Genomic DNA, 17,485 nt, shown 5'->3' on the forward strand with positions numbered 1-17,485 from the left:
ACCCAGGAAATTAAAGTCACCCATTCAGGTCAATGCACAGAGATCCAAAATCGGCTAATAATAAGAAATATAAACACTAATCAAGCTGTTCACCGATCTCAGGCATTGAAAAGATTTGCAGTACAAACCCCACCTGCTACTAGTAGTCTGTCAATTTTGTTTTGAGGGATTTTTGGTAGTGTGAGCGTCTCGCTCACGCGGGCAAGATGCCCGCACTACAGTCCATCATTTTTATCTTGACAGAGTACTAGTGCGGATTTCATATCCAGACCCTTCCAGATACCTTCATTTAATCAGCTGCTATTTATGACTACCCATATAGAAATTCCCTTGCTTGGCAGAAAAATTCAGTATCCATTACGCTGGTTAATCGGGTTAATAGCAGCTGGTGGATTGGTTGTAGGTACTACTACTTATAACATTGTACAGCGGAGAACCAACAACCAAAATATTACCCAATTAACTGTTCCCGTAGCCACGAAAAATGTTACCCTGCGGATTACCGCCAGTGGTAAAATAGTCCCAGTTCAAAGTGTAAATCTTAGTCCCAAAAACCCTGGAGTTTTAGGACAGTTGTATGTGGAACAAGGCGATCGCGTCCAGCAAGGTCAACTTATTGCACGCATGGATGTAGGCGATATTCCAGCCAATATTCTCCAATCGGGCGCCAATTTAGCCCAAGCACAGGCACAGTTAGATGAAGCCCGTGCAGGGAGTCGTCCCCAAGAAATAGCCCAAGCTAAAGCCCGTCTAGCCCAAGTTCAGGCGCAGTTAGATGCAGCCAGTGCGGGGAATCGTGAACAGGAAATTGGACAAGCCCAAGCTCAGGTAGAATCGGCAAAGGCTCAGGTAAATCTGACCCAAGCACGGGTAAACCGCTATCGCGAATTAACACGTCAAGGCGCCACTGCTGTTGACCAACTGGAACAGTATATCAGTGAAGACCGCAGGGCAAAAGCTGGTTTAGAAGAAGCCCAAAAACGACTGTCACTGTTACAAAGTGGGACTCGCAGCGAAGAAATATCCGGGAAGGAAGCAGCTGTTACCGAAGCCCAAGCAGCATTAGTATTATTAGAAAATGGCACCCGTCCTGAAGAAATTGCTCAACGCCAAGCAGCGGTGAAAGCTGCTGAAGCTCAGTTAAAGGCGGTTCAAATCAAACTGGAAGATACAATTATTCGCGCTCCTTTTACGGGAATTGTTACCCAAAAATATGCGAATGTGGGCGCCTTTGTGACTCCGACAACCTCAGCCTCAACTAGTGCTTCGGCTACTTCTAGTTCAATTGTCGCCGTAGCGCGGGGTTTAGAAGTCCTCGCTCAAGTCCCAGAAGCGGATCTTGGTAGAATTAAACCGGGACAACAGGTGGAAATTACTGCAGATGCTTATCCCGACCAAGTTTTTAAGGGTCGCGTGCGCTTAATTGCTCCGGAAGCGGTGGTAGAACAAGGTGTGACATCCTTTCAGGTGCGGGTGGTGCTGAATACTGGGGTAGATAAACTGCGTTCTGGCTTAAATGTGGATCTGACTTTTTTAGGCGATCGCCTCAGTAATGCTTTAGTATTACCCACCGTGGCGATTGTCACCGAAAAAGGTAAAACTGGCGTTCTCATACCCGATGAAAACAATAAACCCCAATTTCAAGAAGTCACCATAGGCGCACAAATCAAAGACCAAACCCAGGTTTTGACAGGAGTTAAACCAGGCGATCGCGTGTTTATTGACTTACCCAAAGACTACAAACTGCAAAAGACGAAAGAAAAAAATAATCCATGAACTTCCTAGAAAGCCTGAATATGGCGGGAAAAACCCTGCTGTCAAATAAATTGCGTAGCGCCCTGACAATGCTGGGTATAGTTATTGGTAACGCCTCCGTCATTGCCATGATTGGGATTGGTGAAGGTGGGCAAAAGTACGTCAATAAACAGTTAGAGTCCCTAGGTCCAAACGTGCTGTTTGTCTTTCCAGGGAATCGAGAAACACAGCGGATTTCCAGAAATGTGCCGAAAACCTTGGTTTTAGAAGATGCCAATGCGATCGCTACTCAAGTACCAACAATAGCATCTGTCACCGCCGAGTTGAACAGCAGACAGGTGGTAACTTATAGTAATAAAAATACCGATGTCAACATCATTGGTACAACTCCCAGCTTCTTGATAGTGCGTGACTTTGAAATTGCCAAAGGGCGATTTTTTACTGACATAGACATGAAGCGCAGCAACCAAGTTGTCGTGCTGGGTGCAAAATTAACAGAAAGACTGTTTGATAATACCAACCCCATCGGTCAACAGTTACGCATTAAAGATACCAGCTTTCAAATCATTGGCGTGCTGACAGCTAAAGGCTCAAACGTTGGTGTAGATTATGATGATGCGGCATTAATACCCGTGATGACAACAACTAACCGCATTGTCGGGCGCACTTCTCCCTATGGAATAGAGTTAACTTATATTGCCGCCTCAGCCAAGAATGCAGATAGTGTGGATGCAGCAGAATTTCAAATTACCAACTTACTGCGACAACGCCATAAACTCATCGGTGAAGACGACTTTACCATCCGCACCCAAAAGGATGCTTTGCAAACCGTTGGTCAAATTGCCAGCGCCTTAACAATTATGTTAGCAGCGATCGCAGGTATTTCCCTATTTGTCGGCGGCATTGGTATCATGAATATTATGCTCGTCTCCGTCACCGAACGCACCCAAGAAATCGGACTGCGGAAAGCTATCGGCGCTACTGAGCAAGATATTTTACTACAGTTTATGATTGAAGCCGTGATTGTTTCCGCTGCAGGCGGCTTAGTTGGGACTGCAGTTGGTGTCGGCGGTATTATGCTGGTAGCAGCTTTCACACCCTTACAAGCAGGAATTTCTCCCATAGCAATTACAATGGCTGTTGGTATTTCTGGTGGTATTGGTTTATTCTTCGGCGTCGTTCCCGCCCGTCGTGCTGCTAAACTTGATCCAATTGTGGCGTTGAGAAGCGCGTAAGACAAATGACAAATGACAAAGAGTAATGAGTAATGAGTAATGAGTAATCAGTAATGAGTAATGAGTAATGAGTAATGAGTAATGAGTAATGAGTAATGAGTAATGAGTAATGAGTAATGAGTAATGAGTAATGAGTAATGAGTAATGAGTAATGAGTAATGAGTAATGAGTAATCAGTAATGAGTAATCAGTAATGAGTAATGAGTAATGAGTAATCAGTAATGAGTAATGAGTAATGAGTAATGAGTAATGAGTAATGACAAATGAGTAATGAGTAATGAGTAATGAGTAATGAGTAATGAGTAATGAGTAATGAGTAATGAGTAATGAGTAATGAGTAATGAGTAATGAGTAATGAGTAATGAGTAATGAGTAATGAGTAATGAGTAATGAGTAATGAGTAATGAGTAATGAGTAATGAGTAATGAGTAATGAGTAATGAGTAATGAGTAATGAGTAATGAGTAATGAGTAATGAGTAATGAGTAATGAGTAATGACAAATGAGTAATGAGTAATGAGTAATGAGTAATGAGTAATGAGTAATGAGTAATGAGTAATGAGTAATGAGTAATGAGTAATGAGTAATGAGTAATGAGTTATGAGTTATGAGTTATGAGTTATGAGTTATGAGTTATGAGTAATGAGTAATGAGTTATGAGTAATGAGTAATGAGTAATGACAAATAACCAATGACAAATGACAACCCAGCAATCATTCGTTTAGAAAACATCTTTAAAATTTACGGAATTGGTGAAATCGAAGTCAAAGCTTTGAATGATGTAAATTTGGTCATCAACGAAGGCGAATATTGTTCAATCATGGGACCATCTGGTTCAGGTAAATCTACAGCCATGAATATTATCGGCTGTCTAGATCGTCCCACTGGGGGACATTATTATCTAGATAACCTCGATGTCGCCGAAATGGATGATAGCTCATTGGCACATATTCGCAACAAAAAGCTAGGGTTTGTCTTCCAACAATTCCATTTATTACCCCAACTGACAGCCCTAGAAAATGTCATGCTGCCGATGGTGTATGCTAGTGTCAAACCTGCCGAAAGACGCGATCGCGCAACCGAAGCTTTGATCAAAGTAGGCTTAGAAAAGCGCCTGAACAACAAACCCACTCAATTATCAGGTGGACAACAACAAAGAGTAGCGATCGCCCGTGCTATTGTCAACCGTCCGGTTGTTCTCCTCGCAGATGAACCCACCGGCGCCCTTGATTCCCGCACTACTCAAGAAGTATTAGATATCTTTGGTGAACTCAACACCAGCGGAATCACGGTAGTTATGGTAACTCACGAACCAGAAGTAGCGCGTCAAACCCAGCGCATCGTCTGGTTCCGCGATGGTGAAGTAGTGCATTCTAACCTCACCCCAGCGGATTTGAATCAGATGGCTGTGCTATAATTTAAAGCCTGGGAACGCGATTTGCACATCAATCAGTAAAGTCGGTCAAGAGTCAAGAGTCAAGAGTCAAGAGTCCATATTCACCTTGACCCTTGACCAAGCCAATTTTAAATTTTAGATTGTTTCGGTACCTTGCAGGCTCCGCAGAATTTTAGATTTAATCCAAAATCCAAAATCCAAAATCGTTTGTCCCTTGTGGTCGGGGTCAATCCAAAATCCAAAACTTGTACTGAGCGTTCGCGCAGCGTCCCGCAGGGAAGTCGTTGGCGTAGGCCTCTCGCAGAGAAGTATCCAAAATCCAAAATCGGTTGACCCTTGGACGTTAAAAACTTCTCAAAACACCCAACAATTCACTTGGTTGGTGAATCAAAAAATCAGGCTTTTGTTTAGCTAGTGCTTCAGGTGAATTAAAACCCCAATTTACAGCAATTACCCTGATATTAGCTTTCTTCGATGATTCTACATCTCTGGTTTCATCTCCGACATAAATGACATCTTGGGGTTTGAGTTGCTTCTGTCTTAATACATTATTAATGATCGTGGTTTTTCCAAAAATTGTTACTCCTGAATAGATAAATTCAAACAAGCTATCCAAATTATTGATTTTGAGAAATTCCGTCACATTCTCTTGAGAGTTAGACGTGATAATCCCTAATCTATAGCCTTCATTCTGGAGTTCTATTAAAGCTGCTTCAATTCCCGGAATCGGCTTAAATTCATGGATTTTGTTTTTCAATTCTGATTTAACTTTTTTCACCAGAAAAGGTATCTTAAAAACAGAGATACCTGAGTATTTAATAATCTCCCTGGCTGTTAAGTTTCTCAAGAGTGCGAGTTCCTGCGGGGTAATTTGTATAAAACCAAAATCTACAGCTAAACGATTAGCAATCACTACAAGAGCATCTACTGTATCTGCGATCGTGCCATCAAAATCAAAAATAATTACTTTCTGGGTCATGCTTTCGCTTGGTTGCGTTAAGATTAGCACGGGCATTTCTTCGTAACATTTCTGGTTTAATCCGCCGCAAGGCTGATGCCGGAAATTGTTTATCCCACTCATCATCTGATATTTCTGCTAATTCTACCAGTTTGGGTGCAATATTCCCCGGATAAGGTAGAAATTCTACCACATCGGTCGTCTGAGAAAAACGCTGATTCCACGGGCAAACATCTTGACATATATCGCAACCCGCAACCCAACCATGCAAATTGGCTGCGATTGTCTGGGGCAAATTTTCCGACCGATTTTCAATCGTATGATAAGCTATGCAACGATTTGCATCGACTACAAACGGACTGGTAATTGCACCTGTAGGACAAGCATTTATACAGCGAGTACATGTACCGCAATGTTCACCTGATGGGCGATCGCTCTCTAATTCGACATTGGTCAATACTTCTCCCAAAAACACCCATGAGCCGTATTCTCTAGTAATTACATTGCCGTTTTTGGCAATCCAACCAATACCTGCTCGTTGCGCCCACGCTTTATCCTGCACTGGACCTGTATCTGTATAATAACGCGCCTGAACACTTTCATCAAGTGATGTGAGCCAGGTAGTCAGCGCTTTAAGTTTTTTGTGCATCACCTTGTGATAATCCCTTCCCCAGCCATAACGGGAAATTTTGGCGTATTCCTCGCCTTCGGGACGTTGATCTGGTGTGTAGTAATTGAGAGCTACACACACTAGCGATCGCACAGTTGGCATCACTAAACTAATATCTTGACGCTTCGGGTTAGCCATCCATTCCATATCGGCGTTAAAACCCTGCGCTATCCATGCTTGTAGCCTTTGGACTTCTATAGCATCCACCCCATCTACTGCAGCAATCCCGACTTTATGAAATCCCAACTCATGGGCTTTTGCTCTTACCACATCGCTGCTTGTTATGCCACACTCATTCATTTTCGTTATATAAACTTTGCCTAATATGTGGCCTCTACATTATATATTAGGCAACCGATCCCTCTGTTCAATATTTTTTACTACACCTATATGTAAATATTATTTGCAATTTATTAAGAAATGATGCAATATAGTCATTAAGAGGTAAAGCAACCCAGAGTCAGAAACCCCATGCCTAAAGGCAGGGGCTTGAAAAAGTCCCACATCTGACCAGACTAAGCCTTAAGTGGCTACGTTAGAGGCAAGCGTTAAATACCTACCGGGGGATGCGTAGCTAGTCCCTCGCTCTAGAACTGAACGATTAAACAGGCTTAACGGGGTTAAACCAGTGTCGTTTGGATAGTTACCGACCTCTAACATTGTCGAAGCTCACATCACCCCGCAAGGGAGGCTCAATTCAGCAAAACATTATGCGTACAGGGTTGTAAAGTTTGAAACGGTAACTGTCCCGTTGAAAGTACAAAACAAAGGTACACCGAATGCAGCAACCCCCGTATAATGTGACTGCGATTGAAATCGCCTCCGCCTTACCCCCATGCATGAATGCAGGGGCTTCCACGGCGCGTTCGCGTAGCGTCACGAAGTGAGGACTTTGGTGACAAGCCTCCCACTGATTCACAGCGTAACCATTAAATCAACTGTGGTGCTATTATGACCTTCACTTCTGATTCCGCTTCAACCCGCTTTTCTAACGCATTCAACTACAACACCCAAGCTGGTGATGCTGTTGCTTCTACAACTGCTGTATTTAAGAGTCTTAGCGTAGATGACCAGCTCGCAGTCCTTTGGTATGCATACACCGAAATGGGACGCTCCATCACCCCAGCTGCTACAGGCGCAGCTCGTTTACAATTTGCAGAAGGTTTATTAACTCAAATTAAACAGATGTCTCACGCACAGCAGTTAGAAGTCATGCGCGACCTAGCTGCTAAAAGAAATACTGCAATTTCCCGCGCTTATGGGATACTTACTACCAATACCAAGCTGGCTTTCTGGTATGAATTATCAGAATTAATGGTTCAAGGCCTTGTTGTGCCCGTACCAGTAGGCTATCAACTCTCTCGTGATGGCTTTCAAGTACTCGAAGCACTCAAAGAACTAGACTTTGGTCAACAAATTACAGTTCTCCGCAAAATAGCAGCTGACATGGGTGTTGATCCTTTAGCAGAATAAAACATTCCCAATTACCAATTAGGGGACTGACAATTAAAAAAAGCTCGAATTTGTTTTGTAGGGTGCGTCAGTCAGAGAAAATCTAAAAATAGGAAGACATTACTGCTACTGACGCACCCAACTGACTATATCTTGCCAACCTCAACTAGACTGTCAGGAGTCCCCCACTGTATTCTGTACTCAGAATCAGTGGCGCTCGGAATGGCAGGGGAATTGTGAAACATCTTCTGTCTGCTTTTTTGCTTTAGCAAAAACAAGGCAGAAGATAGTTGAACAATTCCCAAGTATTTATATGCTGTATGCATAGCCATCTTTTTTATGTACTGTTTTGCAAAATCTTTGACTGATTCCAGTAATCCTTCCTTCCTTAGCAAATATATCAAAACTACCTGTTTTACGAGTAGCTAATTTGCCAATATAATTTCCTACTTTTTTTCCTGTAGTTACAACTGCTTTCACAATATCACCAGTAGTGAAACCAAAATGGAATTTTACTCTTGAACAATGTTTTGAAGGAAATCCAAATTTATCAGGTCTACATGATTGTCTAGAACCATGTCCCATAGCTTTGACTAACAAAGGTTTTATTCCTTTTATTTTTAGTATTGGTGTTGATTTCCCAACACATGCACTATCAATCCAGTGAGTTTTTTCTAATCCTTGTTGATTTCTATTGAATTTAGTTAACCCACCTGAACCTGTTTCTACAAGCAATCCTGTTTCTTGTAAAGCCCTGAATAACGCCCAACGAGTTGTGTTTACTGCTGCTGCATCAGTTAATGGTCTTTTTACTTGAGCTAAGATTTTTGCTAACTTAACTGGGTCTTTATTGAGGAAATCTTTAATGTCTTTAGTTCCTTTTTTTAGATTACATTTTTCGCAACTAAGCGTCAAATTTGTGATGGAATTACTTCCACCTTTAGCTCTCGGATGAATATGTTCAACCTGAAAAGGAACATCTTTTACATCACAATAAGCACATTGCCTACCCCACTTTTCGAGAAGGTACTCTCTTGTTTCATATCCCTCTAATGTTCCTTGCTGATATTCCTCTCCTTTTATATCTGGATTGTTCATTAGTTGCATGTCAAATCTAACTAGCTCTTGGCTAATTGATTCTATTTTTGCAAGTTTTTGAAACTTAGCAACCCACGTTTTAATATTCTCAATCCGGCTTTGTAAACTTGGAGATAACCATCCTTCTTTCCTTGTTCTATTTAGGAATCTTGGTTGACGATATCTAGTTTTTCTAGCGCGTCTTCCTCTTCTTAATTGTCTTCGAGATGTTAAAGATTCTCGAATTACAAAACCTCTATGCTGTAATTCAGCAGCAAAAACAACTTCACCATTTACATCATTAACTAATGTCATCCCTGTAAATTTTGCACCAGGGTCAAGCTTTAATCGTAGTGGTTGAACTTCTGAATCTGGATAAGATTCTTTCAGGATGATTGTGAATGGAAATCTTCTAAAAATAGCTGCTTTCTTGTTTCGTAATAATTGCCTAGCTTGTGCTGAATGAATGGGGTCTAATTGTCGTTTATCTGTATCTAGAACAAATACTTTGGACATAAAGTCCCTCCTTACGGGTGATGTTTGCCTTGACGATGTTATTGGACGGTACTATCTTCGCTGCACTGTCTCCCAAATGACTGTTTAACAACGAAGTTACAGAGCTACAAACTGGCAATTCTTCTGGTGAATATTTTCGTATTTGTAGGTGTGAACTTAAACGCTTACCAATAACGGCTACCTAGCTAATTAATTAATTCCAGATGCTAGGTCATCGGGTCAACTAGGACTCTTGCAAGCCCCCGCTAGATTGCTCTTGTCTACGACACGCTCCGCGAAAGCAATTAGCGGTGGGTTGTTGACTCTTCTGTTAAATTTAGTTCCTGGGCAAAAAATAGTCTGGGAACTAATTTTTCCGTAGGTGATAGCTGCTTTGGTAGTAAATTGGTGGGAATAAACCAAACTATATTACGAAACGTAAATATGCTCAAAACCCTGATCAATGACAAATGACTAATAACCAATAAAAAATAAGGTAAATCATATGACATCTGCCGAATTTACAGCCACAGTAGCAGAAAAATTCCCGATAGAGGGGATAAAACAAGTGAGTATACTGCGTTACTTTGAAACATTGAACGCAGGAGAATTTCAAGCCACAGCGGGCTTGTTCGCTGAGGACGGAGTGATGCATCCACCGTTTGAATCTGGTATTGTCGGACCAGATGCGATCGCCACCTATTTACAACAAGAAGCTCAAGACCTAAAAGCCTATCCCCAACAAGGAATTGCCGAAACTTTAGCAAATAACCAAATCCAAGTACAGGTGACAGGTAAAGCCGAAACTTCCTGGTGTGGTGTCAACGTTATGTGGCTATTTATCCTCAATCAAAAACACCAAATTATCGACGCCAAAATCAAACTTTTAGCATCCCCCCAAGAGCTACTAGCCTTGCGTCGCCAATAGTCCTGATTTGTGAGTTCAGAGTTCTGAGTACAAAACAATTTTTAACTCCCAACTCCCAACTTCTAACTCCTAACTCTTAATAACACTTGCTTCCTGCAAAGAACGCAGTAGTAATTTCCTACCTAACTCAATATCTGAAGGCGCACATTGCCAATCGGGGTGTGCTGTCATCAACAGACTATCTAAAGTTTCTTGATCAAATAGATGCCAAACTGTAGCACCATTAATGTCAGCTTCTATCGCATAGCAGTTGGGACTGACACAGTGAATCGTACAAGCACTGGCAATTCTAGTCAAAGTCATTTGTTCCCCAGGCTGTAGAGAGCGGAACTTACCAATAGTCTGCCTTAGCTGATTCTTCGACGACACCATCAACCCAGGAATAGCTACTGTCAGATTCCTATCTCCATTTACCGCCAGCCAGTAGTGACGACTGGGGTCGATACCCTCTAACCAAGGGGATTCATCATCAAGCCGATAGCGTGGTGACAAACAAAATAAAGCTTTCATACGCTGAATAATTTTATTTCTATGGAGGTAATATCTTCAGTACCCAACAGGGGTTCTAGAGTGAATCAAGACCCCATAGCTTCCATATTCTGATAATCTCCACCTATAAATCAAATAAATTTAGCAAAAGTTATCAAATTCATTAACATTTCGCAACATGGCAACGGTTGTCATTTGCCTCAGTTGACTAGTTCTGGTAGACTAGCTTCTAACTTGAGACAGTTAGCACCATCAACTTGCAATTGGTACTCGACTTTATCCATTAAACGATTCATAATTAGCCAACCATAGCCACCTTCTTGTTTTTCTTTAGGATTTGGCGGGAAATAGGTAGACATATCGAAACCTTCGCCGTAGTCCCAAATTTCGAGGGACAGATCCCGGTCTTTGAGTTCCAAGCGCAATAAGACCGGCAAATTTGGCTGTTCTTTATGGGCATGACGTACTACGTTGGAATAGGCTTCAACAAGAGCCAGGCGCAAACGACTTGATTGTCGTGACCAATCAACTGAATCGCCTAGCTGGGTTTTGAGACATCCCAGCAACCAGTTTTCGACAATATTTAAAAAATTCAAGTCACTTGGTACATGAAGCTCACTTTTCATTGCTTAGAAAACCTCCAGTGAAAGTATAGTTTGGTCATCCTCTTGAACATAATTGTCTGCTTGGATGCGAGCTAGTAAATGGTTTAGAGACAGTGGACGGGTTTCCTGCTGTAACAGCTGCCAAAGACCGTCTTGATTTAGCATAGAACGGTTAGAACCCTCTAGGGAATCTTCGGTTTTTCCGCCCAAAAATAAATCATTTGATACCATTGCCTCTGTAATACCATCACTAGCTAGCAGCAAGGTGTCTCCAGACGCGAGAACCAAACTACCAGACTGTGCTTGCCACTTAGGTAAAATACCTAAGGGAACACCGCGTACCTTCAAGTAATTGGGTGTTTCTGCTGCACTTGCTTGCTGTGACCAAAGTAAGGGATATATGTGTCCGGCATTAGCGTAGACAAATTCCCTAGTAGTAGGGGTATAACAGGCTATAACTAGGGTGATAAAGCAATTGTTGCCAATCAAATCATCAGACATGGCATAGTTGAGATTCTGCATGATGATATTTGGCGGGGCTGGCGTTTCTTGGGATAATTCCCGACGCAAGACCGAAATAGCGCTAGCCATGAACAAAGCAGCTGGGACACCCTTCCCGGAAACATCACCCACCGCCAACCACAAGTCACCTTTGGGATGGACAAACACCTCAAAAAAATCGCCTCCCACTTCCCGCGCCGGGTAACAACAAGCTTGCACCTTGGCATTTCTAATATCTGGTAAAGTCTGGCGAAGCAAATTGTTTTGAATTTGGCGAGCCACTTCTAACTCAGCCCGAATTTGTTGTTGCTTTTCTTGCAGACGCTGGTAGAGTTTTGCTTGGGACAAAGCTAAGGCTGCTTGTTCAGTAACACCTGTAATCAGTTGGATATCTTCATCTTGCCAAGGATGATGATGTCCTTTTTGGTAAAGGGTAAGAACAGCCAGCAGGTGTTGCTGATAGGACAGTGGCACAACTAGTTGATGAGAAGATTTACCGTCATCTTCTGTACTTTGAATCAATTGATAATGACGGGTTGCGAGAACTTTTTCAATTAAAGGATTGGGGTCGAAAGAGTAACTGGAAGCCAGAAAGTTGGGATCTTGGTAGAAAAATTGGTCTGATAGCAGGCGATCGCCTTCGACTGGTCTGAGCAAGCAACAAGTCGCTTCAAATGTTTGTCCAATCGTCGCGACAATCTTTTCCAGCATACTGTCGTAGTCTAGAGACTCCCGAATTGCTGTTGTCACCGCATTAAACAAAGATTCTCGCCGCAAAGCCCGACGCAATTCCTGAGTGCGTTTCTTAACTAAGCGATAAGTATCAGTGGCTTGTTCGACCAACGTCTTGAGTCGTTCCGGATTCCAGGGTTTAGTGATGTACTTGAACACCTGACCGGAGTTAATCGCATCCACCAAATCTTCGACATCCGTAAAACCAGTGAGCAAAATCCTAATTGTATCTGGAAATAGTTCCACCGTGCGACTGAGAAATTCTGTGCCATTCATTTCTGGCATTCTTTGGTCGGAGATGATCACAGCCATCTCACCTTCTTTGTCCAAAATTTCTAGGGCACTACGAGCATGATTAGCCTGATATACTTGAAAGTCTCGCCTGAAAGTGCGGTAGAGTAAATCTAAGTTATCTAGCTCATCATCGACCACCATGAGCTTGAGTTTGCCTATATCTATTTCAGTCATATTTGACTTTATTTTGTAGATACTTGAATTGTGAGATAGTGCAATATTTATCCCACTAGATAAATAACAGAGACTTGAACAGTAATTGTGCAAGAAAACCTAGCAACTTTGAAAGTTAATCTCAAAGTTGTCAATTTTCATTGAATTGTCTTTAGGATAGCTACACCCTAAAAGTAACTTTATCCCACTAACCCAGAACGCAAGGCGCGAACTGCGGCTTGGGTACGGTCATCAGCACATAGCTTATTCAAAATATTGCGGACGTGAGTTTTCACTGTCCCAACTGTTATGTAAAGTCTTTCGGCGATGACAGCATTACTACAACCTTCGACAATCAACTGTAACACTTCTAATTCCCTTTCTGTCAGGATGTAAGGATCAATAACCTCCTGATTTTCTACTGCATTGGGATTTTGGACATGGGTGGGAGAATCCATTGAGATCGTTTCCGGTTTCGGTGGATTTTGCTGGGCTTGTTGTAACACAATCCGAGCGATCGCCGGATCGATCCAAGCGTTGCCATTGTAAGTTACTCGCACTGCTTCCAGCAAATTATCAAATTTGATATCTTTCATGCAGTAGGAGTCAGCCCCAGCAGCAAAAGCTGCTAGCACCGCTTCTCTGTTATCCCGCAAAGTCAAAATTAACACCTTTGTCGCTAATTCATCCCCATTACCACTAGATTTCACCTCCCGCGTCAGTTCAATACCATCCTTATCCGGTAACCCAATATCTACAATCGCAATATCAGGTTGTAACTTTTTTAACATTTTTAGACCTTCTGCAGCATTGGTAGCTTCCCCTACAACTTCTATTTCTTCTTTTTGTAGTAGTGCTGTCCTAATACCCACGCGGGTGAGGTCATGATCTTCAATCAGAGCAATACGAATTTTACTCATAGCCAAGTTCCGCCCGTTACACTACCTTAACTATAAAATCGAGTTTACTCAAAAGTCTTTTGAGATTCAGTTTCCACACATCTGTACCAACTGATTACAGCCTTTTGTGAGTCAGGCTAACACTGAGGGGTGTTACCAGTACCACAAGCACTTAATTCCCCGTGGAATCAAACCTACAACATGAACCGTCAACAATGCGCGGTATAGTAGCCAGAATTTTCCATAATTTTCCGAACGCGAGTGCGTCTGTCTACGACACGCTCCGCGTAAAGCCTGCGGGTCTGGTAGGGAACGTAGACAAAAGCCACGCTTTTTGACAACCCCAACCCAAAATATGATTCGCCTAGCCCAAGAACCTTAAGGGATGTCAATGATTAATTCATTTCATGGAGATCGGGCATGGGGCATAGGGCATGGGGCATTGGTGAATTTTTCCTGCCCTATGCCCTATGCCCAACCCAAACCCTTGATTTAGAGTTACTCATGCGTAAGTCCTAGGTATTTTAAGAAATTTCAATGTAGGCTGGGTTATGCCGTAGGCTTTCTTCCTCTTGATATAAGTTTTTGTTATTATATTCAATATTGAATATAGAGTCTGAATTTCGGACTATTAAATCATTTTGGGCAGATATTGTACTGAGTTTTACTTACCAACGGTAAATTACATGTTGCTAAAATTACGACAGACAGTATATGAACAAATTTGATAAACTAGCGGTCTAAACAATTTGGTGTGAGGCTAATCAACGAATCGCCTATGTCTAAACCGCCGAAAAAGGTTTCAGTTTTAGGCATACCAGTTCATGTGATGACTAACTATCCGGGCTGGTTGCTAGAATGCCTACTTGAAGGCAAAGGCGCTCATGTGGTAACGCTAAATGCAGAAATGACGATGCAAGCAGAGCGGAATAGTTCTCTAGCTAAGGTCATTCAAGATGCTGAGTTAGTGATTCCAGATGGCGCGGGGGTAGTTCTGTATTTACGCTGGCTTTTATGGCAAAAAGTGCAGCGTTGTCCAGGGATTGAACTGGCGGAAACACTGTTGCGAGAACTTGGACAACAGCAGACAGGTACAAAGGTATTTTTCTATGGCGGCGCACCTGGTGTAGCAGCAAATGCGGCTGAGTTTTGTCAGCAGCAAATCTCTGGTTTGAATATGGTCGGTACTCACTCCGGCTACCATTCAAAAGAAGAGGAAGAACAATTACGACAAACTCTGGCCCAATTGCAGCCACAAGTGATTTTTGTCGGCTTGGGAGTGCCACGTCAAGAGTTATGGATTGCCGAAAATCGTCATTTGTGTCCCCAAGCAATTTGGATTGGCGTTGGTGGTAGCTTTGATATTTGGTCGGGAGCAAAAACTCGCGCCCCCGCGTGGTTGGGAAATAATAATTTGGAATGGCTATATCGGCTTTATCAAGAACCCTGGCGTTGGCGGCGGATGTTGGCTTTACCAGAGTTTGCGATGAAAGCTTTTGTTTATCATTTCACGGCAAAGGGTGCAATTAGTTAGTGGGCGTAGCACCCATTTTATCGGCTATGTGAGGATGATTGTTGGTAGGGGCGCAAGGCCTTGCGCCCCGAAAGATCATTCAACGACGCCAAAAACCCTGATTTTCCAGCTTAAGAATGAACTTTGGACTTTTGACTTTGGACTCTTGACTCCATATAGCGCAAGGGCGTGGCTGTAGTAGATGTAGATGGTAGAACTTGCAAGCGGTCTAGGGCTTGCAAACTCTCAAAAGCTGCTTCTCGAATCACGGCTTCCTGTTCCCTACTCAGTAGGAGTCGCAAGCATTCTACGATATTTTGCTGCCAGGAAGAATCAATTCGTTGGCGAGTGATGAATTTAGTCAGTTGTTGTACGGCAATCAAACGCTTTAAGGGGTCTGGTTCAGTTAAGAAAACCAACAACTGATCAATTTGGTCTTCTTCTGGCTTACCATAAAAAATGACGCTTTGCCAGACTAAAAAAATTAAAGTTAACAGAGTTCCTAAACCTTGTATAATAGCACCAGCCGCAATCCAGGGGCTTTTGGCATCAACCCAGATTGCTGCTGCCATATAAGTACTGATGGTAGCAATACCACCACTAGTAACTGCTAAAACTAAGCGACGATTTGGACTGTTGAAAAACTGCCGAATCAAAGACCAGTGCTTTTGCCAGTCCAACTTCTGGATTGAGTAAACTAATAACATTACCCCAACGCCGCTCAACAGCGCCAAGAGAAGTTTCCAGTTCCACAACAACATAGCAACGATGATTGTCAGGAACCCAAGAATACCTCCAGGCCCTGAAAACCTCTGGAAAGTGCGCTGCTTTGGGCTTCCTGTCTTGAACCCTGGAAGCGACCAGACTGGAAGCTGGTTGATTAATTGCTGCCACGAAGACGAAGCCTGTGCCACGGTGTATACCTACTCAATTACTTACAAGAATGAACTACCCCATCTTACTTCGTTGAAGATGGGGTTTCTACATCCCCATCAGTAAGTTGAGATTTTTGACGTTTCCTCTGACTTAGTTGCTTGAGACTTCCAGTTTGCTTGTGCTTACTGGTGTCTGAAGTAGAGCTAAAATCATCTACATCTGAGAGGTTAGTTCCTAACCCCTGTAGATTCTTTGAATGCCAAAGCAACATCACTTCTGCTGATGCTATATCCCTTTGTTGGGTATATCCACAATTATGGCAAACATGTTCTCGCTGATCTAAAGTTTTCTTTTCTTGATGCCCACATTTAGGGCAAGTTTGGGATGGTTTTACTTTTTTCGTAGGCACTTCTACAAATAAACCTCCAACATCTGATAATTTTGCTTTCAAAGCATCTCTTATCATTCCCATTCCTACATCAAGAATTGATTTATTTAGACCAGATTTTTGTTTCTTTCGTTTGCCTTTTTTGGCTTTGACACTCATTTTTCTGACTTCTAGTTTTTCAGTTACTACCGTGCTGTTACCGCTAATTATCCGTGTAGTTTCCTGGTGAACGAAGTTCTGACGTTGGTTAGAAACTTTTCTCAAAAGCTTGCTAATTAACTTTTGTGTTTTCTTCCACCTTCTAGAAGCCTTAATCTTCTTTTTGAAATTAGGTGAACGTTTACGACGTTTACCTTTGCTTAATTGTTTATTCTTTTCTTCCGCTTTACGAAAAAACCTAGGAGCAGGAACTAAGCCATTTTCTACACCGTTTGTCCAAGCAATTGCATCATTACAACCTAAATCAATGGCAATAATACCATTATCAGTTTTCCGACTATTTTTTAAGAGAACTTCATCAATATCTAAAACTATGGAGGCGTACCATTTCCCGTGCCGATAAAGGATGTCTAAAGCTTTGGTTTGTGCCCAAACTCTAGCTTTTCCTCTCATCTGAATTTGACCAATTTTTGCTAATTTCAAATAACCGTTGTCACCAGTGCTATGGGCTTTCCATCCGGTAAATGATGGATAAGTCCAACCTGAATAATGACGGATTGATTTGAATTTAGGGTATCCTCCAAGTCCATTGGAAAATCGTTGAAAAGCGAAATCAACACGTTTTAATGTTGCTTGTAATGTTTGGGAATTACAAACTTTATATTCATACCAGACTTCCTTGAAATCAGGTAAACAATTCTGTTGCTCAAAGTAAGAAACAGATTTCCCAAACTTTTTGTATGAAGTAATTCTGTTTGATACTGCGGCATTATATAGATCCTGATGAAGCTTCCTATGGTAATGCAATTTTGCATTGACTTCCTTTGTTGGATAAAGCCTAAAAGTTGCTCTACGTAACGCCATCAGTAATCACCCCCTTTTCAGTTTCCTGACTTATGGTAGAATATCAC

The 17,485-nt window shown here is 42.1% G+C and carries 16 protein-coding genes; 6 read left to right on the forward strand and 10 right to left on the reverse strand.

The annotated features are described in order from the left end of the window. Nucleotides 1–306 precede the first annotated feature (306 nt). Nucleotides 307–1,776 (forward strand): efflux RND transporter periplasmic adaptor subunit, encoded by a 1,470-nt coding sequence (locus HEQ19_12510; GenBank protein ID WYM00221.1) that lies wholly within the window; start codon nt 307–309, stop codon nt 1,774–1,776. Then, entirely contained in the window at nt 1,773–2,990 is a 1,218-nt protein-coding gene (locus HEQ19_12515; protein WYM00222.1) for an ABC transporter permease, read from the forward strand. The genes HEQ19_12510 and HEQ19_12515 overlap by 4 nt, the downstream gene beginning before the upstream one ends. Here HEQ19_12515 and HEQ19_30940 read toward each other — a convergent pair. Further along, nucleotides 2,919–3,491, reverse strand: coding sequence for a hypothetical protein (locus HEQ19_30940; GenBank protein WZI67195.1), 573 nt, complete (start codon nt 3,489–3,491; stop codon nt 2,919–2,921). The two genes, HEQ19_12515 and HEQ19_30940, sit on opposite strands and share 72 nt — an antisense overlap. 189 nt (nt 3,492–3,680) lie before the next feature. Here HEQ19_30940 and HEQ19_12525 point away from each other — a divergent pair, with 189 nt between their 5' ends. Continuing rightward, nucleotides 3,681–4,406: an ABC transporter ATP-binding protein gene (locus HEQ19_12525; protein WYM00223.1), complete on the forward strand. Its 726-nt coding sequence runs from the start codon at nt 3,681–3,683 to the stop codon at nt 4,404–4,406. 322 nt (nt 4,407–4,728) lie between these two features. On the opposite strand, the gene HEQ19_12530 is transcribed toward HEQ19_12525, so the two are convergent. Next, entirely contained in the window at nt 4,729–5,364 is a 636-nt protein-coding gene (locus HEQ19_12530; GenBank protein WYM00224.1) for an HAD-IA family hydrolase, read from the reverse strand. Further along, a complete protein-coding gene (queG, locus tag HEQ19_12535; protein ID WYM00225.1) occupies nt 5,339–6,313 on the reverse strand; it encodes a tRNA epoxyqueuosine(34) reductase QueG in 975 nt (324 codons plus the stop codon). Before queG ends, HEQ19_12530 begins: the two co-directional genes overlap by 26 nt. 651 nt (nt 6,314–6,964) lie before the next feature. Between queG and HEQ19_12540 the strand changes: the two genes are divergently transcribed. Next, entirely contained in the window at nt 6,965–7,486 is a 522-nt protein-coding gene (locus HEQ19_12540; GenBank protein WYM00226.1) for an orange carotenoid protein N-terminal domain-containing protein, read from the forward strand. Between the two features lie 288 nt (nt 7,487–7,774). Here HEQ19_12540 and iscB read toward each other — a convergent pair whose 3' ends face one another. Then, complete coding sequence (gene iscB, locus HEQ19_12545) at nt 7,775–9,058, reverse strand: RNA-guided endonuclease IscB (protein WYM00227.1); 1,284 nt, start codon at nt 9,056–9,058, stop codon at nt 7,775–7,777. Nucleotides 9,059–9,542: 484 nt separating this feature from the next. Here iscB and HEQ19_12550 point away from each other — a divergent pair, with 484 nt between their 5' ends. After that, complete coding sequence (locus tag HEQ19_12550; protein ID WYM00228.1) at nt 9,543–9,965, forward strand: nuclear transport factor 2 family protein; 423 nt, start codon at nt 9,543–9,545, stop codon at nt 9,963–9,965. Nucleotides 9,966–10,034: 69 nt separating this feature from the next. On the opposite strand, the gene HEQ19_12555 is transcribed toward HEQ19_12550, so the two are convergent. The 4 genes from HEQ19_12555 to HEQ19_12570 form a co-directional block, all read right to left on the reverse strand. Continuing rightward, entirely contained in the window at nt 10,035–10,475 is a 441-nt protein-coding gene (locus HEQ19_12555) for a hypothetical protein (GenBank protein ID WYM00229.1), read from the reverse strand. Nucleotides 10,476–10,654: 179 nt separating this feature from the next. After that, nucleotides 10,655–11,080, reverse strand: a complete 426-nt coding sequence (locus HEQ19_12560) for an anti-sigma regulatory factor (GenBank protein WYM00230.1) — start codon at nt 11,078–11,080, stop codon at nt 10,655–10,657. Nucleotides 11,081–11,083: 3 nt separating this feature from the next. Next, entirely contained in the window at nt 11,084–12,760 is a 1,677-nt protein-coding gene (locus HEQ19_12565) for a SpoIIE family protein phosphatase (GenBank protein WYM00231.1), read from the reverse strand. A gap of 179 nt (nt 12,761–12,939) precedes the next feature. After that, nucleotides 12,940–13,659: a response regulator transcription factor gene (locus tag HEQ19_12570; GenBank protein WYM00232.1), complete on the reverse strand. Its 720-nt coding sequence runs from the start codon at nt 13,657–13,659 to the stop codon at nt 12,940–12,942. A 757-nt stretch (nt 13,660–14,416) separates the two neighbouring features. Between HEQ19_12570 and HEQ19_12575 the strand changes: the two genes are divergently transcribed. Beyond that, nucleotides 14,417–15,172 (forward strand): WecB/TagA/CpsF family glycosyltransferase, encoded by a 756-nt coding sequence (locus HEQ19_12575; GenBank protein WYM00233.1) that lies wholly within the window; start codon nt 14,417–14,419, stop codon nt 15,170–15,172. 110 nt (nt 15,173–15,282) lie between these two features. Here the strand turns inward: HEQ19_12575 and HEQ19_12580 are convergent, their stop codons facing one another. Together HEQ19_12580 and HEQ19_12585 are read right to left on the reverse strand one after the other, a co-directional pair. Then, a complete protein-coding gene (locus HEQ19_12580; GenBank protein WYM00234.1) occupies nt 15,283–16,065 on the reverse strand; it encodes an armadillo-type fold-containing protein in 783 nt (260 codons plus the stop codon). 44 nt (nt 16,066–16,109) lie between these two features. Further along, nucleotides 16,110–17,438, reverse strand: coding sequence for a transposase (locus HEQ19_12585; GenBank protein ID WYM00235.1), 1,329 nt, complete (start codon nt 17,436–17,438; stop codon nt 16,110–16,112). Nucleotides 17,439–17,485: the final 47 nt, after the last annotated feature.

Source organism: Gloeotrichia echinulata CP02 (assembly GCA_038087035.1).
Classification (GTDB): domain Bacteria; phylum Cyanobacteriota; class Cyanobacteriia; order Cyanobacteriales; family Nostocaceae; genus Gloeotrichia; species Gloeotrichia echinulata.

Coding starts and splice junctions, on each gene's coding strand:
- HEQ19_12570 (WYM00232.1), bottom strand. CDS start 13,659: ATGAGTAAAATTCGTATTGCTCTGATTGAAGATCATGACCTCACCCGC.
- HEQ19_12510 (WYM00221.1), top strand. CDS start 307: ATGACTACCCATATAGAAATTCCCTTGCTTGGCAGAAAAATTCAGTAT.
- HEQ19_12585 (WYM00235.1), bottom strand. CDS start 17,438: ATGGCGTTACGTAGAGCAACTTTTAGGCTTTATCCAACAAAGGAAGTC.
- HEQ19_12555 (WYM00229.1), bottom strand. CDS start 10,475: ATGAAAGCTTTATTTTGTTTGTCACCACGCTATCGGCTTGATGATGAA.
- HEQ19_12515 (WYM00222.1), top strand. CDS start 1,773: ATGAACTTCCTAGAAAGCCTGAATATGGCGGGAAAAACCCTGCTGTCA.
- HEQ19_12560 (WYM00230.1), bottom strand. CDS start 11,080: ATGAAAAGTGAGCTTCATGTACCAAGTGACTTGAATTTTTTAAATATT.
- HEQ19_12565 (WYM00231.1), bottom strand. CDS start 12,760: ATGACTGAAATAGATATAGGCAAACTCAAGCTCATGGTGGTCGATGAT.
- HEQ19_12530 (WYM00224.1), bottom strand. CDS start 5,364: ATGACCCAGAAAGTAATTATTTTTGATTTTGATGGCACGATCGCAGAT.
- HEQ19_12575 (WYM00233.1), top strand. CDS start 14,417: ATGTCTAAACCGCCGAAAAAGGTTTCAGTTTTAGGCATACCAGTTCAT.
- iscB (WYM00227.1), bottom strand. CDS start 9,058: ATGTCCAAAGTATTTGTTCTAGATACAGATAAACGACAATTAGACCCC.
- HEQ19_12550 (WYM00228.1), top strand. CDS start 9,543: ATGACATCTGCCGAATTTACAGCCACAGTAGCAGAAAAATTCCCGATA.
- queG (WYM00225.1), bottom strand. CDS start 6,313: ATGAATGAGTGTGGCATAACAAGCAGCGATGTGGTAAGAGCAAAAGCC.
- HEQ19_12525 (WYM00223.1), top strand. CDS start 3,681: ATGACAAATGACAACCCAGCAATCATTCGTTTAGAAAACATCTTTAAA.
- HEQ19_12540 (WYM00226.1), top strand. CDS start 6,965: ATGACCTTCACTTCTGATTCCGCTTCAACCCGCTTTTCTAACGCATTC.